The 19,949-nt window shown below is 47.3% G+C and carries 22 protein-coding genes and 1 riboswitch; of the genes, 15 read left to right on the forward strand and 7 right to left on the reverse strand.

Annotated features, from left to right (window positions below):
* Positions 1–10 precede the first annotated feature (10 nt).
* On the reverse strand, positions 11–1,420 hold the full coding sequence (locus KJS65_RS24760; RefSeq protein WP_213652501.1) for a DUF2515 family protein: 1,410 nt from the start codon (positions 1,418–1,420) through the stop codon (positions 11–13).
* A 130-nt stretch (positions 1,421–1,550) separates the two neighbouring features.
* Here KJS65_RS24760 and KJS65_RS24765 point away from each other — a divergent pair, with 130 nt between their 5' ends.
* The 7 genes from KJS65_RS24765 to KJS65_RS24795 all read left to right on the forward strand — a co-directional run bounded on the left by KJS65_RS24765 (position 1,551) and on the right by KJS65_RS24795 (position 8,162).
* On the forward strand, positions 1,551–1,898 hold the full coding sequence (locus KJS65_RS24765) for a thioredoxin family protein (protein WP_213652502.1): 348 nt from the start codon (positions 1,551–1,553) through the stop codon (positions 1,896–1,898).
* 198 nt (positions 1,899–2,096) lie between these two features.
* Complete coding sequence (locus KJS65_RS24770) at positions 2,097–3,050, forward strand: COX15/CtaA family protein (RefSeq protein ID WP_213652503.1); 954 nt, start codon at positions 2,097–2,099, stop codon at positions 3,048–3,050.
* Between the two features lie 337 nt (positions 3,051–3,387).
* Positions 3,388–4,107 (forward strand): Cthe_2314 family HEPN domain-containing protein, encoded by a 720-nt coding sequence (locus KJS65_RS24775; RefSeq protein ID WP_213652504.1) that lies wholly within the window; start codon positions 3,388–3,390, stop codon positions 4,105–4,107.
* Between the two features lie 89 nt (positions 4,108–4,196).
* A riboswitch (SAM riboswitch) is annotated at positions 4,197–4,333 on the forward strand.
* A 144-nt stretch (positions 4,334–4,477) separates the two neighbouring features.
* Positions 4,478–5,488 (forward strand): methionine ABC transporter ATP-binding protein, encoded by a 1,011-nt coding sequence (locus tag KJS65_RS24780; RefSeq protein WP_213652505.1) that lies wholly within the window; start codon positions 4,478–4,480, stop codon positions 5,486–5,488.
* The gene (locus KJS65_RS24785) at positions 5,488–6,156 is read left to right on the forward strand and encodes a methionine ABC transporter permease (protein ID WP_213652506.1); all 669 of its coding nucleotides are present in this window, start codon (positions 5,488–5,490) and stop codon (positions 6,154–6,156) included. The genes KJS65_RS24780 and KJS65_RS24785 overlap by 1 nt, the downstream gene beginning before the upstream one ends.
* A 144-nt stretch (positions 6,157–6,300) precedes the next feature.
* Entirely contained in the window at positions 6,301–7,140 is an 840-nt protein-coding gene (locus tag KJS65_RS24790) for a MetQ/NlpA family ABC transporter substrate-binding protein (protein ID WP_213652507.1), read from the forward strand.
* 236 nt (positions 7,141–7,376) lie between these two features.
* A complete protein-coding gene (locus KJS65_RS24795) occupies positions 7,377–8,162 on the forward strand; it encodes an SDR family oxidoreductase (RefSeq protein ID WP_213652709.1) in 786 nt (261 codons plus the stop codon).
* Between the two features lie 74 nt (positions 8,163–8,236).
* On the opposite strand, the gene KJS65_RS24800 is transcribed toward KJS65_RS24795, so the two are convergent.
* Complete coding sequence (locus tag KJS65_RS24800) at positions 8,237–8,482, reverse strand: NifU family protein (RefSeq protein ID WP_094599257.1); 246 nt, start codon at positions 8,480–8,482, stop codon at positions 8,237–8,239.
* A gap of 136 nt (positions 8,483–8,618) precedes the next feature.
* On the opposite strand from KJS65_RS24800, the gene KJS65_RS24805 reads away from it, so the two are divergent.
* On the forward strand, positions 8,619–8,903 hold the full coding sequence (locus KJS65_RS24805; RefSeq protein WP_136608451.1) for a YuzB family protein: 285 nt from the start codon (positions 8,619–8,621) through the stop codon (positions 8,901–8,903).
* On the opposite strand, the gene KJS65_RS24810 is transcribed toward KJS65_RS24805, so the two are convergent.
* Positions 8,900–9,961 carry an NAD(P)/FAD-dependent oxidoreductase gene (locus tag KJS65_RS24810; protein WP_213652508.1) on the reverse strand — a complete coding sequence of 354 codons (1,062 nt, stop codon included), beginning with the start codon at positions 9,959–9,961 and terminating at the stop codon, positions 8,900–8,902. The genes KJS65_RS24805 and KJS65_RS24810 overlap by 4 nt on opposite strands.
* 115 nt (positions 9,962–10,076) lie before the next feature.
* Entirely contained in the window at positions 10,077–11,183 is a 1,107-nt protein-coding gene (gene mqnE / locus KJS65_RS24815; protein WP_136608449.1) for an aminofutalosine synthase MqnE, read from the reverse strand.
* 425 nt (positions 11,184–11,608) lie between these two features.
* Between mqnE and KJS65_RS24820 the strand changes: the two genes are divergently transcribed.
* On the forward strand, positions 11,609–11,968 hold the full coding sequence (locus tag KJS65_RS24820; RefSeq protein WP_136608448.1) for a HesB/IscA family protein: 360 nt from the start codon (positions 11,609–11,611) through the stop codon (positions 11,966–11,968).
* Between the two features lie 86 nt (positions 11,969–12,054).
* Here KJS65_RS24820 and KJS65_RS24825 read toward each other — a convergent pair whose 3' ends face one another.
* Complete coding sequence (locus KJS65_RS24825) at positions 12,055–12,267, reverse strand: hypothetical protein (protein ID WP_213652509.1); 213 nt, start codon at positions 12,265–12,267, stop codon at positions 12,055–12,057.
* Between the two features lie 212 nt (positions 12,268–12,479).
* On the opposite strand from KJS65_RS24825, the gene KJS65_RS24830 reads away from it, so the two are divergent.
* Together KJS65_RS24830 and sda are read left to right on the forward strand one after the other, a co-directional pair.
* The gene (locus tag KJS65_RS24830) at positions 12,480–13,142 is read left to right on the forward strand and encodes a YheC/YheD family protein (RefSeq protein ID WP_213652510.1); all 663 of its coding nucleotides are present in this window, start codon (positions 12,480–12,482) and stop codon (positions 13,140–13,142) included.
* A 288-nt stretch (positions 13,143–13,430) separates the two neighbouring features.
* On the forward strand, positions 13,431–13,574 hold the full coding sequence (sda, locus tag KJS65_RS24835; protein ID WP_136608445.1) for a sporulation histidine kinase inhibitor Sda: 144 nt from the start codon (positions 13,431–13,433) through the stop codon (positions 13,572–13,574).
* A gap of 206 nt (positions 13,575–13,780) precedes the next feature.
* Here the strand turns inward: sda and KJS65_RS24840 are convergent, their stop codons facing one another.
* Positions 13,781–14,782, reverse strand: coding sequence for an NAD(P)/FAD-dependent oxidoreductase (locus tag KJS65_RS24840; protein WP_213652511.1), 1,002 nt, complete (start codon positions 14,780–14,782; stop codon positions 13,781–13,783).
* A 471-nt stretch (positions 14,783–15,253) separates the two neighbouring features.
* On the opposite strand from KJS65_RS24840, the gene KJS65_RS24845 reads away from it, so the two are divergent.
* Positions 15,254–16,447 (forward strand): NAD(P)/FAD-dependent oxidoreductase, encoded by a 1,194-nt coding sequence (locus KJS65_RS24845; protein ID WP_213652710.1) that lies wholly within the window; start codon positions 15,254–15,256, stop codon positions 16,445–16,447.
* 1 nt (position 16,448) lies between these two features.
* Positions 16,449–16,700 carry a hypothetical protein gene (locus KJS65_RS24850; RefSeq protein WP_136608442.1) on the forward strand — a complete coding sequence of 84 codons (252 nt, stop codon included), beginning with the start codon at positions 16,449–16,451 and terminating at the stop codon, positions 16,698–16,700.
* A 71-nt stretch (positions 16,701–16,771) separates the two neighbouring features.
* Here the strand turns inward: KJS65_RS24850 and hemQ are convergent, their stop codons facing one another.
* Positions 16,772–17,521, reverse strand: a complete 750-nt coding sequence (gene hemQ, locus KJS65_RS24855) for a hydrogen peroxide-dependent heme synthase (protein ID WP_136608441.1) — start codon at positions 17,519–17,521, stop codon at positions 16,772–16,774.
* 359 nt (positions 17,522–17,880) lie between these two features.
* On the opposite strand from hemQ, the gene KJS65_RS24860 reads away from it, so the two are divergent.
* Together KJS65_RS24860 and KJS65_RS24865 are read left to right on the forward strand one after the other, a co-directional pair.
* Complete coding sequence (locus KJS65_RS24860; RefSeq protein ID WP_136608440.1) at positions 17,881–18,177, forward strand: YuiB family protein; 297 nt, start codon at positions 17,881–17,883, stop codon at positions 18,175–18,177.
* A gap of 102 nt (positions 18,178–18,279) precedes the next feature.
* Positions 18,280–19,923 carry an alpha/beta hydrolase family protein gene (locus KJS65_RS24865; protein WP_213652512.1) on the forward strand — a complete coding sequence of 548 codons (1,644 nt, stop codon included), beginning with the start codon at positions 18,280–18,282 and terminating at the stop codon, positions 19,921–19,923.
* Positions 19,924–19,949 lie beyond the last annotated feature (26 nt).

The raw sequence follows: 19,949 nt of genomic DNA on the forward strand, positions 1-19,949 counted from the left end.
CAGATCCTCATCAGGGTGCCTCATCAGAACATGTTGTTACCGCTCTTTCCGCATCATGGGTCAGAGCGGTTTTTTGAACGGCAAAACGGTGGGCATGCGTCATCTCGATGAAAACGGGCCTTTTTGGCCGGGTCACCTGATCAATGGCCGTTTTAGTCTTAAACCAGTCATAACGGGTAATGGGCTCGTAAGGCATGTCATGCCAGACTTCGTTTAATGGCGGGCTGTAAAACCGTTTTCCCCTCGGAAGCCATTCCGATTTGAGCAGCTCAGTGCTCTCCAGTGGAGAGTTCAGGGCTGCTTTTTTGTCGCTGGTGAACAGCTTGGGCCAATATTCCTGCCGGGAGCCCTGATGCGGGGTCTCCGCAGCAAAAGTCTGGACCCCAGTCAGCACCTCCTTGTACCCGAAGAGCATGGCATATAAAGCCTTTCCGAAGGCAATCCGTTCCTCCAGATTTGAGAAACGCTCCAGAATCAGGCCGACCATGCCGCGGCTGCTGTTGGGTCCGGCTTCACCTTTTTCAGGTCTTTCTTCCGCTTCTTCATATAGGGAAACAGCAGCATTCTGAACAACTCCGTCGGCAGCCGGATCTGAATGGTGTACGAGCATCGGAAAAATAATCTGATTCATTTGAAACCTGCTATGAAGTGTAAATACAGCGCTGCGCAGAATGTTTTTTTGAAAATAGCTGTTTTGAATGACTCTGCCCTCGATATAGTTCTGCTCGTTAATAATAAGACCGACGGCGAGGAGCGCGCTGTCGCGTTCGATCCAGAAACGTTCCCAGAACGGACGCATAAAAGCGGAGACGCGAAACTCGGGCAGAAGATGAAACAGGCTTCTTCCAAGCTTCCGGCTGTGTGTGTAGAGAAGCAGCTGCGGGTAGGCATCCAGAAAAATCAGGGCGTTGCTGCGCTCTAGCATCTGATACATATCCTCGCGAAGCTGGTCTGTGACCACATCCGACAGCAAACCGCCCTTGAGATCAGTCATATTCCAGCCCGCGTTACGGGACACCATATGGGCGAGGAACGACCAATGCAGCTCGGGAAATTCCCGGTAGCAGTCATAGTACGCTTCAGTTCGTGTAATATTGCTGCGATTGGCATCGAGAACAGACTCACGGATGCTCTGCACGATATCCCGGTCCTCTGGCGAGAGCGGAGCCGCAGCTTCTTCTTTGCCGAATGCACTATCACGTATACGGTTCCGGTCGCTAAGCAATTTGTCGAGTTGGTCGCGAATGCTATGGGCGGCTGTTTCCTTCCAGCCGAACGGCCTGCGTTCCTTGATCAGAAGCTGCGATGCTTTCCAGCAGGCATATTTTCCTTTGAGCGCTTCTGCAGCTGTCTGAGGCAGCGTTTTTGCGAGCCGGATAAACCCCTGGAATGTAGAATGTCCTTCCGCCTTCTCCGCCATGGACGGATCTTCCTTTCCGGTGTGAAATGATCTTAGTCACAGTATGGCTCAAAAATTTGACTTCCACTCTTTATTTTGATTCACTAAAGTAAGAATTGGACAAGAAATGTTCAGAAAGGACTGATCATAGATGCAAAAAATTACTTCTAAAGCCGAATTTCAAGTTGCGATTCAATCTCCACGATTAACCGTCGCTATTTTCAAAGCCGATTGGTGCGGAGATTGTAAATTCATGGATCCATTCATGCCGGATGTCGAAACGAAATTCGCCAACGACATGACGCTTGTGGAAGTGGATGTGGACAAAGTTGAAGATGTCAGTCAAGAACTGAACATCCTTGGTATTCCGAGCTTTGTGGCTTTCTCCGACGGACGTGAGCTTGTGCGCCTTGTCAATAAGCTGCGCAAATCACGGGAGGAAATTGAAGGCTTCCTGCAGCAGGCATTGGACGTGTACAGAACGATTCATAAATATTAAAAAGATGCACCGCGCTTGCCTCGGCAAGCGCGGTGTCATTGTCTTATTATGCAAACAGAATGCGTTTTCTTTGGATTTTGTCACAAAGTGGGTATATTCCATGATAACTTATCAGGTATAATAGATGAGATTGGTAAATATACGGAGCGCTTCAGTACAGATGGAGCGTTTTTAATTTGAGCTGCAGGTGAGAGAATCTTGAATACCAAACAATTGAAATGGCTCAGCTACCTGACCTTTTTTGTTATGTTTTTTGCGACTTTCGGCGGGACTGTCGTAACCAAAACGGACTCAGGTCTAGGCTGCGGCCATGAGTGGCCTTTGTGCCGGGGGCAATTTGTTCCCGCGCATACCATTGCTTCGTTAATTGAATATTCCCATCGTTTGGTCAGCGGTCTGGCAGGGTTAACTTCTGTAGCCGTTGTCGTGGCCTTCTGGCTATTCGCTAAAAACCGCAAGGATTTGCGAACGTACTCCGTTCTGACACTCATCTTTGTACTAGTACAAGCCCTTATGGGGGCAATGGCTGTTGTGTATGACCAATCCTCTGCGGTGCTTGCGCTGCATTTCGGTTTCTCCTTGATTGCTTTTGCCAGCTCTCTGATGCTGGCGCTTGGAGCCCGGAAAATGGATAAGGATAAGCACTCAACCTTCAGGGAGGAGCGTTCTCCGGTCAGTCTGGCTTTCCGGAACTATGTCTGGATAGTCACGATCTATTCGTATATGGTGGTGTATGTCGGGGCTTATGTAAGCCATACGAGCTCGGCGGGAGGCTGTTCAGGCTGGCCGCTATGCAACGGCAAGCTGGTACCGGAACTGACGGGCAGCGTAGCTATCGCATTCGTACACAGGCTGGCCGCACTGCTTTTGTTTATCGCGATCATTGTGTTGGCGTACTTTGCTTACAAACTGCATAAAGGCAGCCGTGAGCTTTGGAGCCTCGGAACTTCGGCGGCTGTTTTGTGCCTGCTGCAGGTATTCAGCGGCGCTGGAATTGTCTTTACACTGAGCAAGCCTGAATTGTATATCTTCGCGGCTCTGCTTCATAATTTGCTGATTTCTTCGTTGTTCGGCGTATTATGCTACTTGAGCGTACGCGTATGGCAGCTTGGAAGAGAGTCTGTTGAACCATTAGAAGCATCCATCAAGTAGTTTTAACGGAATAAGCAACATCGACAAAGTCCACGAAGCGTATTCGGGGACTTTGTTTGCAGCTTCAGGCATTTAGGACAACTCGAATGAATGGAGTTTACTTAAGGACATGCTATGAGCAGGCATATACTTGCAGCGCAGCCGCTGTTGCAAAAGAACCTATAGACTACAAGTTCTTATGAAACGTTATGGAAATTGTTTTAGAGAAGTTTAATCCGGAACCCGAGTTGTTTATATTGTAATATGACGAAATAAAGATATGTCGGGCCTACATAATCATCTGATATTTACAGATGAAATAGTTTTTGCGCAAATATAATGCAGGGAGAGAATGTCTATGCTGCGAACAATGCTTGGAGAAATGCCCCGTCAAAATAACGGGCTGCTTGAGGAAGCGATTGAAACGATGTTTCAAACGATCCAGCTGCTGCAAAGGGAGATGGAGAAAAACGATGATCCCAGTCATGATTTCCGCAAGCTGGAGATTTGGACGCGCGGCTTGGTCTCTTCACTGGATGAACTTGAACAAAGCTATTACGCAGCTTGCTATTTCCGCAAGTCGGTTAAAGCAGGATTCGTTGATGACATGAACATTCAAGAACAAAGTGAGTACGCCAGATACGTCTATTTTTATAAAAATGGTTTTATCCGCGTCTTTTCTATTCTGGATAAGCTTGGTACGGTTCTGAATGATATGTTTGATCTGCATACGTCAAAAGTAAAAGCGCATTATTCTTATTTTACGGTACTGAGACAGTTTGATTATCTCAAAAGTCATCAAAAGCTGGCCGAAGCACTCATCGGAATCAAAAATGACTACCGGAGCTCCCTGAATGTGCTGCGCAAGCGGCGCAATGCGGAGATCCACTATATGAATGCAGAAATGCAGGATGATTTGTGGCAGCGGCATCAGGGTTTGCATGATAAGGTTGAGCTGGAAGATCTGGATAAGCATCTGGATGATCTGAAACAAGGACTTGATATGATATGCAAATCTCTGATTGCCGCTTATAAGTATGCAAATGAGCTCTGGGCCAAAAAGGGCATGCAGGTATAAAGACGTTCAACAATTTTCCTTTTGACAAAGAAAGAAAAAGTTATTATACTGAAAATCATGAAAATGTAACTTTTAATTGCATACGTTTTTTCTTATCGAGAGAGGCGGAGGGACAGGCCCGATGAAGCCCGGCAACCGATTTGAGATGCGGCAACAGCCAATTCTGAAATGACATGGTGCTAATTCCTACAACTGCAGGTAGATCCTGCGGATTGGCAGATGAGAAAGGAAGCGACTTCGTATACGAAGAGCCCTTTTTGATTCCGTCAAGAGGGCTTTTTATTTTGTCTGTTACCGTCTTGGGACGATTGAAAGCGATAGATGCTATACAGGGTCTTGTTCAAAAGGCTCAGGGAAGGAGAGCTTCGGATTGATAGAGTTGAAACAGGTAACAAAGAAATACGGCAAAGGCGCGAAAACGACTGAAGCTTTATCCAGCCTTGATCTGTCCGTTCGAAAAGGGGAAATTTTCGGTGTCATCGGTCATTCCGGTGCCGGTAAAAGCACACTGATCCGCTGTATGAATCTGCTTGAACGGCCGACTTCTGGCGAGGTTTGGGTGGATGGAGTGGATTTGACGAAGCTCAGCAAGCAGCAGCTGCAAAGCAAGCGCAGAGGAATCGGAATGATCTTCCAGCATTTTAACCTGTTGAGCTCAGCGACTGTGTACGAAAATATTGCTTTTCCGCTTCGGCTGGCTCATATGGATAAGGAAAAGCTTGCAGCAAAGGTGAATGATCTGCTGCAGCTCGTCGGGCTGGAAGACCACAAGGATAAATATCCGGCGCAGCTGTCCGGTGGACAAAAGCAGAGGGTTGGTATCGCCCGCGCGCTAGCCAGTGATCCACAGGTGCTGCTATGTGACGAAGCAACCTCTGCGCTGGATCCGCAAACAACAGATTCGATTCTGAGATTGCTGCTGGATATTAATCAAAAATTCCACCTGACCATTGTCCTCATTACACATGAAATGCATGTCATCCAGAGCATATGCGACCGGGTGGCTGTCATTCATCAAGGAGGCATCGTGGAGCAGGGAGCCGTAACGGACGTGTTCCTGAAGCCGAAGCATCCGGTTACCCGGGAATTTATCCTGGGACAGGCGGGGGAATCAGCGCAGCTTGCGCTGGATGCTCCGCATGACGGTTCATCCCGCCTCTGCAAGCTTACCTTTCTGGGGCAGAAAACATATGACTCGATTCTGTCCAGGACAGCAAGGGAGACAGGAGTGGACTTCGCTATTTTGCAGGGAACCATCTCGAAAATTAAGGATATTCCATATGGTCAGTTGATTGTCCGTCTGGAAGGGGACCCGGAACAAATGGAGAAGACAATCCAGAGGGTTACTGCGGAAGGCCTTGATGTGGAGGTGCTTGACTGATGTGGGGACTGGATTTTTCATCATTGGACTGGAATGAGATTGGCGTTGCCAGTCTGGATACGCTCAAAATACTCGTCTCTTCGGCCATCTTCACCTTCCTTCTGGGCCTGCCGCTGGGCGTGGTGCTGTATCAGAGCTCGCGCTCAAGCAGCGGTTGGGTGCGCACCGTGTACACTGTCCTGTCTATAATCGTGAATATTCTTCGGTCCGTGCCGTTTATCATTTTGATCGTGGCGCTCATACCGATCACGGTATCGATCGTCGGCGTATCCTACGGGGTGCTCGGAACGATTCCGCCGCTCGTCATCGGGGCTGCCCCGTTTTTTGCGAGACTGGTGGAAACCTCGCTGCGCGAGGTGGATCGGGGTGTGCTGGAGGCGGCACAGTCGATGGGAGCATCCACCTGGCAGGTCATCATGAAGGTGCTGCTTCCGGAAGCAAGACCCGGACTGTTCGCCGGGATTACGATTACTATCGTTACGCTGGTCTCGTATACTGCAATGTCTGGCATGGTTGGCGGAGGCGGGCTTGGCGATTTGGCCATCCGCTATGGTTACTACCGTTACCAGAATGAAGTGATGATCATCTCCGTGTTGTTTATGATCATTCTCGTACAGCTGTTGCAGATGGCCGGCGACCGGCTCGTCAAGCATTTTACACGCAAATAGTAACAAAACTAAGGTAGTGTCATCCGATATTCGGATGTTATAGGAAATCTTCCGCATGCATGGTTTTTCACGCAAGAAAAACACATGCGGGAGGCTTTCCGCGAATAAATCATATTAAAAAGATAAACTTAAGGGGGATTTACAATGAAAAAAGGATTGTTTGCTTTGCTTAGCTTGGTTCTGGTGGTGGCACTGGCTGCATGCGGTAATAAAAATGCTGACGAAAAGCCTGCTGCCGGTGGAGACAAAGGTACGGAAGCTAAAACAGTAACATTGACGGTCGGAGCAACGGCTGTACCACATGCGGAAATTCTGAAGCATATCCAGCCCGCACTTGAAAAAGAAGGCGTGAAGCTTGAAATTAAAGAGTTCTCCGATTACGTACAGCCAAATGTACAGACATTCCAGAAGCAGCTTGATGCGAACTTCTTCCAGCATAAACCTTACCTGGATGATGAGAACAGCACCCGTAAAATGGATCTGGTGCCTGTAGTAGCCGTTCACGTGGAACCGCTGGGAGCTTACTCCAAAAAGCATAAATCGGTTGATGAGCTTCCCAATGGCGCTGTTGTCGGTATTCCGAACGACAAAACAAACGGCGGACGTGCGCTGAGCCTGCTTGCTCAAAATGGCCTTATCAAACTGAAAGAAGATAACATGATCCAAGCTACAGTTAGTGACATCATCGAAAATCCGAAAAACATTAAAATCAAAGAATCCGATGCTGCGATGCTGCCGCGTCAATTGTCCGAATTCGATCTGGCTGTAATCAACACGAACTATGCTCTTGATGCTGGCATTGACCCTCTAAAGGATGCATTGTTCATGGAAGGCAAGGATAACCCTTATGCCAACATCCTGGTTGCTCGTCCGGATAACAAGGATTCGGATGCCATTAAGAAGCTGGCTGCTGCCCTGACCTCTGACGATGTGAAAAAATTCATTGAAGATCAATACAAAGGCGCTGTTATTCCGGCGTTTTAAGCAACATGCATTATCACGTATGTTTATAAAAAGATCCGCGGGCGTTATTGCCCGTGGATCTTTTTTGCATGAAAGCAGGCAATACCTTGAAGCCAGAGGGGATGCAAGTTGTGGGGCTCAAATAAATCTTTTATACTAGAAAATGTGGGACTACATATGAATGAATGATTTTGGCATATAAATGGATTGGGGAATATACGGAAAATAAGGCATCCGGTTGGAGAGGAGGAATCATGTTGAAGGACAAAGTAGCTCTTATAACGGGAAGCGCGAAGGGTCTCGGGAAAACGACCGCGCTTACGCTGGCAGAGCAGGGCTGCGATATCGCACTCAATTATGTTCACAGTCAGGAGGAGGCGGAAGAGCTCAAGCAAAGGATCCAGGAGCTTGGAGTCCGCTGCATCGCTGTTCAGGCAGATATCTCCGATGCGGCCCAGATTGAAGAACTGGTACGACAGGTGGAATCCCGGCTCGGTAGTGCGGATATCGTAGTGAATAATGCGGGCCCTTTTATTCGTGAACGGAGATTATTCTCCGAATACACGAAGGAGGAAATTCTGTCGCTGATTCAGGGAAATCTGGTAGGCACGATGCTGCTGGATCATCTGGTGCTGCCTGCTATGCGTCATAAAAAGTGGGGGCGAATCATCCATTTCGGATACGGCCATGCAGCAGAAGCCAGAGCCTGGCCGCATCGAGCAGTCTATGCTGCTGCCAAAACAGGGCTTGTGTCTTTTACAAAAACATTGGCGGTGGAGGAGGCTCCTTTCGGTGTCACCGTTAACATGGTCTGTCCCGGCGATATCCGCGGGGACAACAAGGAAAAATCGATTGCCGAGGTTTCTGGCTTAGTGGATCGGGAGACGCCACGAGGAAGGCCTGGGAGCGGGGAAGATATCGCCAGGGTGATACGATATTTATGTCTGCATGAATCGGATTTTATTACGGGGAATATTATGGATATCTCGGGCGGTTTGGATCCCATCCGTCCATGGATTGAACCGGCGAACCCCAAATCATAGGAAACACCAAAAAAGAGACCTGCGCTTCATAACGAAGTGCAGGTCTCTTGTGTATTGCAGGTTATTGAATGGGATTAGAATACTTGGATAACATCGTTGATGCCTTCAACCTCTTCAACGAGGGCCCGTTCAATCCCGGCTTTGAGTGTAATAGTGGAGCTTGGGCAACTGCCGCAGGCACCCATCAATTTCAATTTCACGATGCCGTCTTCAACGTCAACCAGTTCCACGTCACCGCCATCGCGCTGAAGGAACGGACGAAGCTTATCCAGCACTTCTGCTACATCATCATACATGGTGCTTTGTGCGTTTTCGCTCATTAGTTTCAACTCCTTTCCTATAATGATTATTATATTACAAATGGAGATAAAATAAAATGGCTATATCTTCTCAGAGGCATCGTAAACATTGAAATTATCTGCAACCACCGCTAAACTAAGATTAGTCCTTCATTTTATGAATTCATATGAAGCAGGTGATTACCAAGTGAGACCCATCATCGAATTTTGCACGAACAACATGCATTTTGGTACCGATGAAGTCATGGACAATCTGGAAGAGAATCCGGATTATGATGTTATAGAATACGGCTGTTTAAGCAACTGCGGGCAATGCGCCATGATGCCATTTGCAATGGTAAACGGTGAAATTATCGATGCCGATAGTGCGGACGAGCTGTATCAGGCCATTATGGCAAAAATAAAAGAACTCGAGGCCTGGGACAGCCTCGAGCTGGATTAGCCGAAATGGCGTCTGGATAACCAGAGTACTCCGCTCTTCAAGAGACGGGGTACTCTTCCTTTTACGGAGGTTTTCCCCATCAGTCCGAAACCGGCTTTGCTGCCGAGTGAGCCGAGTGTGCCTTTCAGGCGGATCTTATGAAGTTTTGGTGTGTCGCCGCGCCAGAGAGCATGCAGAATTTCTGCCACCTGCTCGGCCTGTGCTCCCGCAGCCTGTGCGCTTGGAGCGAATGGGATGCTTGCACAGTCACCAACAACGTATAATTCAGGATGATCCGGAATTTGCGAATACGAGTTCACAAGAATCCGGCCTCCCGGATCTTTGGGTACCGGTAAATCCTGAACCACCTTCACAGGCTGGATTCCGCCAGTCCAAACGGTGGTGTCCGTATAAATGGGTTCATCCGCATTATACACGATGCCTTCCTCGACACGGGAAACGGAGATATGGGGTCTGGTGATGACATCATGATCCCGGAACCACTGTTCGACATATGCAGATACGGTTGACGGGAAAGCGGATAACACACGGCTGCCCCGGTCCAGAATGGTAATATTCAGATCGGGACGGCTCTCGCGAAGCTCAGCTGCCGTTTCAACACCGCTTAGACCGCCGCCGATAATATGGACCTGCCCATAAGGCTTGATATCATTCAGGCGATGATACGTCTCTCTGGTGCTGGAAAAGGTCTGAATGCTGTTTGTGTACTGCTCTGCGCCTGGAATTCCGTGATAGCGGTCCGTACAACCCAGTGCAATAACGAGATAATCATATTCGATGGGTTCGTCCTGCTCCATATGGATCAGGTTCTTTTCCAGATCAATGGAAGTCACTTCGCCATAACGTTTAGTCAGCTGGTTATGGACTGGAAACTGGATCCGCAAATCAAAATCCGAAGCCGTCCCCGCTGCAAGTGCGTAGTATTCCGTTTTTATGCCCTGAAATGGCATCCGGTCCACCAGCACCAGTTCAATATCAGGCGGCAGGTGGCTGCTGATCAGACCTTGAATCATGGCGAGACCGCCATAGCCTCCACCTAGAATGACAAATTTTCTCATTGGGTCCGTCTTTCCTTTCTTTACATCAGCTTTTAATGATTGCTTGTGATAAATTCCCAGTTGGAAATGAGTACCTTGTGCTGAATTCTGAATGTGGCGTGCCTAATCTCAGTGCTTACTCATATACTTTGATTTCATTGTAGAATGTATCCCGTTCAACCGGAATTCGTCCTGCGCCTTTGACAAGCCAGATCAGCTCATCACGTGTCAAACCTTCTGGTGTAAGGGCTCCAGCCGCGTGACTGATACGTTCCTTAAGAATCGTGCCGTGAACATCGGAAGCACCGAAGGAGAGGGAGACCTGGGTCAGCTGGGCACCGATGTTGATAAAGTACGCTTTGATGTGATCGAAATTATCAAGCATCAGACGGCTGATGGCAATGGTCTTCAAATCCTCGTATGCAGAGTTTCGGCGCATAATGCCCGCATTCTTGTTTCTTGGCTGCATGGAGAGTGGAATGAATACCAGGAAGCCGTTTGTTTCATCCTGAAGATCACGGATCTGCATCATATGGCGGATACGATCCTCATGCGATTCAATAGAGCCGTACAGCATGGTTGTATGAGTCTTCATGCCAAGCTTGTGAGCTGTTCTGTGAACGTCGAGATACTGCTCCACGTTCGCTTTGTCCACCTTCATTTTCTGGCGGTATTGGTCGGACAGAATCTCCGCACCACCACCAGTCAGCGACTTCAGACCTGCTTTTTGCAGCTCTTTAAGCACTTCCTCAGTGCTTAGTCCGCTGATCCGGGTGTAGAATTCGATTTCCGCTGCCGTATACGCCTTCAGTGTAACATCAGGGAAGCGGTCCGTCAGCGCCTGCAGCGAATCTACATAATATTGGAATGGCATATGATTATTATGCCCGCCGACAATATGGAATTCGCGTACACCCGGATGGATGTGCTGCTCAACGTATTCAACCATTTCCTGTCCGGTCAGGGTGTAGGAACCATCATCACCAAGGTCTTTTCTAAAGTTGCAGAATGCGCATCTTGCTTCGCAAACATTGGTGAAGTACAGGCTCATATTTTCAATGAAATAGACCTTTTTGCCGTTTTTGCGCAGATTGACTTCATTAGCCAGCTGCCCCAGAGTCAGCAAATCATCCGTTTCATAAAGAAATACACCGTCTTCGAGGTTTAGACGCTCCCCGTGGCGAACTTTTTCAGCGATTTCTTCCATTCTCTTGTTGGTATTAGATGTTACGATCATGGACATATCCATTCCTCCTGTACTTTTGATGGGATGCGGTTTAAGTAAAAAAACACAAAAAAAATCCGCGCGTCGGAAGGTGTCCGGCTTCATTCAATCAAGTCTAGAATAACGGCTTGTTAATGCGCTCCGAAAGAGCATAGGCCGGTTAAATATAGGCGGCAGGTCTGCATGCCTGTTGCTTAGAAAATTCAACACTTTTGTGAAAAAAGTTACAAAAAATTATGACAGACCATCGTCAAGCAGGTGACAAAATTCCGACAAATGCCTTTCCCTTATCACCCACCCTATTATAAACCGCACATTCGGGCTCCGCAATACGGTAGACAGGAAAAAAAAGGTCTGCACCTATGAGTATGACGGGCAGCAGTTACTTGAGAGGATAAGATTTGTGGAGTATACTGATGATAGTAACATAAGGAGGGTGACCTATGATTAACATTAGCGATTCCGCTTCCGATAAGCTTAAAGAAATGCTCACTGAGCAGGAGATTCCGAACATGTTCCTTCGTCTGGGTGTACAGGAGGGCGGCTGCAGCGGTTTTTCCTACGCCATGGGTTTTGACGATGAAGAATCGGAGAACGACGTATATATGGATGTAAACGATCTGAAGGTTGTTGTGGATAAGCAAAGCTTACCCCTCATCAACGGACTTGAGATTGATTTTGAGGATGCTGGCATGAGTGGCGGATTTACGATGAGTAATCCGAATGCTACGGCAACATGCGGCTGCGGAGCTTCTTTCCGTACAGCAGCTCAGGCTGGTAAGCCGGCGCCCGAAGAGTGCTGATCACTCCGGAACGCTAGCCATACTAAAAAGGCTCACACCGCTTCCCATGAAGCCGGATGTGAGCCTTTTGCTTTGTCCATATGCCATTAGGAAGCTGGAACAATGAAGGTATGGTTGACCATGAAGACGATCATAGCTGCTGCAAGCAGGGAAAACACGATGCAGCCGGTACCCAGTCCCTTGCGTTTATCTTTAATAAATTTAAATCCAATGGCGAAAATTCCAATCGTTACGGCAGCCAGCGATATAGACATGCCAACAATAGCGATCCAATACAATATTTTAAAAAATTCAGCCACGGTCAAGTTTCCTCCCTTTGTAACATTCAAATCCCATTATATCTGATAAAGTCATAGACGCCAATAGAACTATTATGTCAACATTCTGACCAATTTACTCCGCATTTACCCGTTTTTCGCAGCCGATACGCTGGTTATGTACAAACATACAGGAGATAACTTCGCCTTGCGAGTATGTTAAAAGCATATGAGTAAGAAAGGAGGCGGTAGCAGTGGGGGGAAGACAGCTGGCAAGCAAGTGGCTGAAAACGGAAGCGCTGCTGACAGATCCCGAAGTGGCCCCTTATATACCGCATACAAGAGGACTGAGTAAAGGAAATCTTCAGGAGATGCTTGAAGCCTATAGATTTGTTGTCGTCAAACCGATTGTTGGGGGTGGCGGATACGGCGTAATTAAAGTGACCCATTACGGATCACGTTACAGTATCACCCATTCTTTTAAAATGAGTCATTATGCATCCTTTCAGGATATGTATAACGCACTTTTGCGGGTTAAAGTTAAACGGAAATATCTGATTCAACAGGGAATTCATCTGGCACGGATTCAGGGCCGTCCGATTGATTACCGCGTGAAATATGTGAAGAACGGAGCACAGTGGGAATTCAGAGCGATGGTTGGGAGACTTGCCAGAAGCGGCCTCTTCGTAACGAATCTTAGCAAAGGAGGAAACCTGCTCAGCTGCAGAGAAGGGCTTCGCCGATCGCTTCCACATATCTCTTCGGCAGCCAAGCGAAATGAGATGCGTCATATCACGCGCAAATGCACCTCGATTCTTGAGAACCATTTTCCTGGAATAGGCGAGCTCGGATTTGATTACGGACTGGATTATAGTGGGAGAATATGGATTTTCGAAGTCAACACTAGACCCCAGTAAAATTAAAGATTCAGGGTGTTTAGTGAACCATAACCCGGGTAATAAATGGTAGATTCATTAACTTTTACAAGAGTTAGGAAAAAATATTTCTGCTTATCCAATGGTGAATCGTTCCTGTGTATAACTTTTATCCCCAAAATCCACTGCATTTTAATAGCTATTACGACACTTGCTAACAAATTATACACAGGATTTCCACAAGTGCCTGTGGATACTGCGAACGCTTGTTCCGCTCGGGAATGTTTGATATGATAGTTTTGAGGAAAAAAAGGGAAGGATGTGAAAGGAATGGCTATCTTGACGGATGAAATGCTTCTGGATTCTTATCATGCAGCGGTTGAATTAATGCTGGACCGGGATTTCATAACCCTGCTTTTGGCTGAGATTCATAAACGGAATCTTGAGGCTGTCCAGCCGAGCGTCGTTCACTAAGAAAATAATCCGCTACACATCCATCGTTATCATTTCCTTATGAAGGTTGCGATTAGGTTTCCCATCTGAAGGCGTCATGGAGGTGTAGAATCTATTATCGAGATACATAGAACCGACATTAAAAAATGAGGGTACCCTTTGTTGACTGCGAAGCTTCAGCAGCCTGAACAAGGATACCCTTTTTTGTGGTTCAATCTATGAATACATCATAACTTCATGTTGCTGCTGTGTCCCGGTGAGAGCTTTGCGTCCGGATCAATGTACACCTTTGCGTTGTTCACAGCGGTTGGCGCTTCGCCGAAGCCTACGGCAATCAGCTTAAGCTTGCCTGGATAGGTGGTAATATCGCCTGCGGCAAATATACCCGGAATATTGGTTTCCATTCTGGAATCCACGAGAATGGAATTCGATTCGATCTCGATGCCCCACTCGGCAATTGGACCAAGGGAAGAAACGAAGCCAAAGTTAACGATCACATCATCGACTTCAATGTCCTGTGTTTCTTTGGTCTTCACATGGGAGAGCGTTACTTTCGAAATCGTATTCTCGCCGTGCAGATTTGTAATTTCCGTTGGTGTAACGACGTTAACCTTGGAATTCATCAGGTTTTCGACACTGTGCTCATGAGCGCGGAACTTATCGCGGCGGTGAACCAGCGTTACCTGTTCGGCGATTGGCTCCAACATGAGGGCCCAGTCTACGGCTGAGTCGCCGCCGCCGGTAATCAGTACCTTTCTGCCTTTAAACTTGTTCAAATCGTTAACAAAATAATGCAGGTTCGATTTCTCGAATTTCTCTGCGCCTTCAACTTCGAGGCGGCGGGGCTGAAACGCGCCGACACCGGCCGTAATAATAATAGCTCTGGAATGGTATTCTCCCTTGTCTGTAGTCACGATGAAATGACGCTCATCCTGCTTCGTCAGAGAAGTCACCTTTTCTTCCAGGCGTACATTGGTCTGGAATAGTTCCATCTGCTTGGACAGATTGTCCACAAGCTCCTGGGCAGTCACTTTTGGAAAACCCGCTACATCATAAATGTATTTCTCCGGGTATAGGGCGGTAAGCTGCCCGCCGAGCTGGGGCATGCTCTCGATCAGCGTAGCAGACGCCTGACGCATGCCGCAGTAAAAGGAAGCAAACATGCCAGTGGGACCTCCCCCAATGATGAGCAGGTCGGATATTTCAACATCATTTGAGTGTGATGTCATTGTATATAAGCACCTCCAGCTTGATAATCAGAATTGATAACCTTTTTCATTATAATATATCCCGGCTCCAGCTGAAAAGTTTACTGGAAGCTCCATGTCAGAGAAGTCTTGAAAACAGGAGAGTGCAAAAACGGCTGCAACAGTTAAAATTTGCCCGTGAAATCCGGCTTTGGACGAGGAAACCAGGTCCAAATAAGACTTGATCTTTTGGCTGAAAGTAGCTATCATTTCAATTGTGCATTACCATCTTTTTGTCGAATTTCAGACATTTAAGCCCTGAAAATTTAACTTTTATAATTGACCGCTGATAAAAGTTTCCACAGCTGGCAGAATAGATGCGAATCCTATCTCATATCATGTTAGGATCGGGATGTACCCTGATTTTAAAAGTGTATATTTTCACAATAAGTTTTGTAATGTATCACAAAAAATATATAAATATATAAAGAAGGATTTGGAAGGAGCAAGATGATGAGCAACATTCCCAAGATCGTAATCCTTGGCGCGGGATACGCAGGTATTCTGACAGCACAGCGACTTCAAAAGGAATTGAATTATAATGAAGCAGATGTCACTTTAGTAAACCGTCATGATTACCATTATATTACGACGCATTTGCATATGCCTGCCGCAGGCACGGATAGCGTTGAAAATACACGTGTTCCTATTTCGAAGCTGATTGATGAATTTAAAATTGACCTGGTTAAATCCTCCGTTCAGGAAATCCGCCCTCATGAGAAAAAGGTCATTCTGGAGGACGGCACTCTTTCTTATGATTACCTTGTGATCTCCCTTGGAGGCGAATCCGAGAGCTTTGGTATCCCGGGCTTGGCTGACTATGCGATGACGATCCGCAGCATCAACTCGGTCCGTCTGATCCGCAAGCATATTGAATACCAGTTTGCTCTATATAAAAATGAGAGACATCCGCAGGAACGCCTGAACTTTGTCGTTGGCGGAGCCGGCTTTAGCGGTATTGAATTTGTGGCAGAGCTTGCGGATCGTATTCCGGAGCTGTGCAAAGAATATGATGTGGATCCGAACCTGGTTAATATTTATAACGTAGAGGCGGCGCCGTCTGCGCTTCCCGGTTTTGCGCCCGAGCTTGTGGAATATGCGATGGAAGTGCTTGAGCGAAAAGGGGTTACCTTCAAAATTGGTGTGGCGATTCAGGAGTGCACACCTGATGGTGTTCTGCTCGCTACTGGTGAAGAGATCAAAGCTGCTACAGTGGTATGGACCGGAGGAATCCGCGGCAATCACATGATTGAAGCTGCAGGCTTTGAAACGGCACGTGGACGTGTGAAGGTGGATGAATATTTGCATGCACCGGGTCATGATCATATCTATATCATTGGCGATAATGCCCTCGTCTTTAATCCGGAAGGCCGGCCGTATCCTCCGACCGCCCAAATTGCTATGCAGCAGGGCGTATGTTGTGCACATAACATTGTGGCTGCCATCCGCAACCAGCAGCCAAGAAAATTTGTGTACAGCAACAAAGGCACAGTTGCTTCCCTGGGTAAAGGCGAAGGCATTGCCGTCGTGGGCGACAAGCATATCAAGGGCTGGAAGGCTGCGCAGATGAAAAAACTTGTTGATATGCGCTATCTCTTCATTATTGGCGGTATTCCGCTGGTATTGAAAAAAGGGAAATTCCTGTAAGATGCGCCACTGCAGCGTTCAGGTACGCTCACTTTTGACGAGGGATGAGCTGGACCGTTATAATGCGTTGATGGAAGTTGGAGGGTATCTGGAAGACCAGAGCCGCTACGATCTGGTTTATGCGGTGCAGAAGGAAATTGATATTTTGATTCTGCCCGCCATTGAAAGATTGAAGGAGAAAAGCCGCGACCGCGACCGTGCAACAGCGGAGTTTCTCGAGTCCCTGAAGAACCAAGAGCAGGAAGAGGAATAACCTGACTGCTCAGGATAAGACTAAAAAAGGAGCCGCCCAGTGTATTGGGACAGCTCCTTTTTCTTTTTCTTTTAAACTTTCAGCATCTCTTCAAAGGAATCCGCGCTTAGCAGCGTGCCTACAAAGAAGCTTCCAAATTCGGCAAAACGCGCACTAACTTCGTCAAAACGCATTTCGTATACAAGCTTCTTGAACTGAAGCGCATCGTCAGCGAACAACGTAACGCCCCATTCCCAGTCGTCGAAGCCAACGGAGCCCGTAATGATCTGCTTCACTTTGCCTGCATAGGAGCGGCCGATCAGCCCGTGGCTGCGCATCATGTTGCGGCGCTCTTCCATATCGAGCATGTACCAGTTATCATTTTGGTCACGCTTTTTGTTCATCGGATAGAAGCAGATGTAGTTTGTTTTTGGAAGAATCGGTTTCAGACGCGCAATGACATGCGGATTTTCCATGGGGTCGCCGTCGCCCGAGCCTGCCAGATAGTTGCTGAGCTCCACCACGCTTACATAGGAGTAAGATTTGGTTGTGAAGCGGGCAAACAGGGTTTTATTGAATGCGGTTTCGACCGCGTTAAGTTCTTCCAGCGTTTCACGCAGATGCATGATGATAAAGTCGGCTTTTTGTCCCACGATGGTGTACACAGCGGTACTGCCTTGATTGGCCGATTCAACCTCTGACCATTCTTTCAAAAACTCCTGCAGCTCATCAAGCGCCATTGCGCGTTCTTCGTCGTCTGCAGATTTCCAGGCTGTCCAGTTGATGGAACGAAAATCATGAAGAGCGTACCAGCCTTCTAAAGTGGATGCTGCTTCGTTCATTTTATCGATCACTCCCAAATTTAGTTGCTATATAGAATAATCTAAAGTTATGCAGCTTCAGAACATTCTATCTCAAACACCTTCTATATATTGTATCTAACCGCAAGTGAAAGAGCAAATGAAGTCACAATCTATTCAATTATTGTTCGTTGCTTCGTGACAAATTTTCTAGTAAACTTACTACATAAATTGAACTAAAGAAAAAGCCTAGCATTTCCTATATTAGCAGGATAGATGATGATGGCGAAACAAGCTTTATTTCATTTTATATACTTGCCTGTATTTTCGAAAAATGTGAACGGTTACCGCCGCATACGGAAAAGAGCTGGCCAGAGAGAAGAAGAGGTGAACAGGTTCAGATGCAGTTTATTCCTGTGTTAGTGCTGATGGTTTTATTTTTTGTGATGATGTTCGGTATAGGCTTCATCTTAAATATGCTTATGAAGACGACATGGTTTCCTTCTTATTTATTTGTCGTTATTATTTTGCCGCTTGTGGTATATTCGCTGTGGGACCGCGGCGAAGTATCATTCCTCAGCCATTTGGAATCTTTCCGTGTCGTAGATTATTTGACGGGCGTAGCAGGTCTTGTGGGTGCTGTTTTCAGTGGATTGTCCATTCAGAAGCTGCGTCAGAGCGGATTTAAAATGTTTTAGGAAAGAACAATGGACAGCTCTCCGGAAGGAGGGCTGTTTTGCTTCATATAAATAGAAGGTAATATCTAATATGACAAGCTTGATATGGAAGGAGGAGGAGTATTGAAGGGGAGATCTTGTATCCTTATATTTCTGGTGATCATCATGATGGGCTTATTTTTTCCTGGAAAAAGCATAAAGGCTTCAGGAGATGCGAAGGTTATACCGGTGCGTGCCGCCGCGGAGGCGCTTGGGGGAAGTGTGCAATGGATCAAGGAGGAAAGGGCATTGAAAGTGAGGCTTGGCAGCCGGAAATGGGAGATTGTCCTCGGCAGCAGCTTGTCTGCTTTAAATGAAAAGGAATTTGTTCTTGTTCAACCGGCAGGCATGAATGCGGAAAATATGGTCTGCGTACCGCTGCAATCCTTCAATAGCGCCTTGGGAGTTCAAATGGAGTTCCGTGAAGGACAATGGATGCCGGGCAGAGAAGATACCACCGGCCTCGGCATGTATTGGATGAGGCTCATGCAATTAGGTGATTATGACAAGGCACGCAGTATGATGAATGCTTCATTGGCGGATCTATTTCCGGATGAGGCGCTTGAACATTACAAAGACAGTCTGGATGAAACTTATGGCTCTTGGATACTGCTCAAAGCTGATTTCCAGGATAATGATGTACATAAAAACGCCATTCTGATCTACCAGACGCCGCGTGGGCAAAGCTTCCGGATGGAGCTGCGTTTTGACGAAGACGGCAGATTGGATGATCTTGCCCTGCTGCGGAACACTTCCGATACATATACCTCTCCATCTTACGACCGTCCTGAACAATATGCAGAGGAAAAAGTAACGGTCGGAACGAAGAGCCTGCCGCTGCCGGGTACGCTGACCATTCCTGAGCAATCCGTTGGAAAACTTCCAGCCGTCGTTTTAGTTCACGGGTCAGGCCCGAGTGATGAAGATGAATCATCAGGAGGCGGTAAAATGTTCCGTGATATCGCAGTCGGACTCGCGAATGAGGGGATTGCTGTTCTGCGATATTCCAAGCGGACATATGAATATCCCATCCGCTCGTTAACGCCTTATTTTACGGTTCAGGAAGAAACGATTGAGGACAGCTTGTCTGCGGTCAAGCTTTTGCAGCAGGATGAGCGGATTGATTCCAGCCGGATATACGTGCTTGGGCATAGTCAGGGTGGCATGCTGGTTCCGGAAATTCTGGGAGAGGATCATGATGGTGCCATTGCCGGGGCGATGCTGTTGTCTGCTCCATCCGGTTCGCTGGAAGATCTGATGCTTCAGCAGTACAAGGGGATCCTGAAACGGGCCGTAGACAACAATGAGACAGGTGCCGAACTGGAGCGCAAACAGGCAAAGGTGGATACCTGGCAGAATGCTGTCGATATGCTTCATGATGATGAATATTCCAAGGAGCATTTACCCGCCTTATTTCCATTGCCGAGCGCTTACTGGTGGTATGATATCCGCCGCTACAGCGGTCCTATGATTGCACGGAACCAGCATGTTCCCCTTCTGATCCTTCAAGGCGAAAATGATGTGCAGGTTCCTTTATCGAGCTTGAAGGTATGGAAGCAGGCGCTTGACACAAGGACGGATGTGAAGTATAAATCTTATCCTGGGCTGAATCACATGTACGCCCTTTATGATCAGCCTTCGACAGGTGATGAGTACCGGATTGCCGCGAATGTTCCCGGGGCTGTGATCAAGGATTTGGCCGATTGGATTCATTTGGCGGTAAAATAATCGTCGAAATATATCGGAGCGGAGAT

The organism is Paenibacillus sp. J23TS9 (genome assembly GCF_018403225.1).
Taxonomy (GTDB): Bacteria; Bacillota; Bacilli; order Paenibacillales; family Paenibacillaceae; genus Paenibacillus_AQ.

Bases quoted from the DNA above. Each gene is read 5' to 3' on its own strand.
- KJS65_RS24800 (WP_094599257.1), bottom strand. From the start codon at position 8,482: ATGAGCGAAAACGCACAAAGCACCATGTATGATGATGTAGCAGAAGTG.
- sda (WP_136608445.1), top strand. From the start codon at position 13,431: ATGGCTATCTTGACGGATGAAATGCTTCTGGATTCTTATCATGCAGCG.
- KJS65_RS24785 (WP_213652506.1), top strand. From the start codon at position 5,488: ATGTGGGGACTGGATTTTTCATCATTGGACTGGAATGAGATTGGCGTT.
- KJS65_RS24810 (WP_213652508.1), bottom strand. From the start codon at position 9,961: ATGAGAAAATTTGTCATTCTAGGTGGAGGCTATGGCGGTCTCGCCATG.
- KJS65_RS24840 (WP_213652511.1), bottom strand. From the start codon at position 14,782: ATGACATCACACTCAAATGATGTTGAAATATCCGACCTGCTCATCATT.
- KJS65_RS24850 (WP_136608442.1), top strand. From the start codon at position 16,449: ATGCGCCACTGCAGCGTTCAGGTACGCTCACTTTTGACGAGGGATGAG.
- mqnE (WP_136608449.1), bottom strand. From the start codon at position 11,183: ATGTCCATGATCGTAACATCTAATACCAACAAGAGAATGGAAGAAATC.
- KJS65_RS24805 (WP_136608451.1), top strand. From the start codon at position 8,619: ATGAATTCATATGAAGCAGGTGATTACCAAGTGAGACCCATCATCGAA.
- KJS65_RS24775 (WP_213652504.1), top strand. From the start codon at position 3,388: ATGCTGCGAACAATGCTTGGAGAAATGCCCCGTCAAAATAACGGGCTG.
- KJS65_RS24820 (WP_136608448.1), top strand. From the start codon at position 11,609: ATGATTAACATTAGCGATTCCGCTTCCGATAAGCTTAAAGAAATGCTC.
- hemQ (WP_136608441.1), bottom strand. From the start codon at position 17,521: ATGAACGAAGCAGCATCCACTTTAGAAGGCTGGTACGCTCTTCATGAT.
- KJS65_RS24765 (WP_213652502.1), top strand. From the start codon at position 1,551: ATGCAAAAAATTACTTCTAAAGCCGAATTTCAAGTTGCGATTCAATCT.
- KJS65_RS24860 (WP_136608440.1), top strand. From the start codon at position 17,881: ATGCAGTTTATTCCTGTGTTAGTGCTGATGGTTTTATTTTTTGTGATG.
- KJS65_RS24760 (WP_213652501.1), bottom strand. From the start codon at position 1,420: ATGGCGGAGAAGGCGGAAGGACATTCTACATTCCAGGGGTTTATCCGG.
- KJS65_RS24845 (WP_213652710.1), top strand. From the start codon at position 15,254: ATGAGCAACATTCCCAAGATCGTAATCCTTGGCGCGGGATACGCAGGT.
- KJS65_RS24790 (WP_213652507.1), top strand. From the start codon at position 6,301: ATGAAAAAAGGATTGTTTGCTTTGCTTAGCTTGGTTCTGGTGGTGGCA.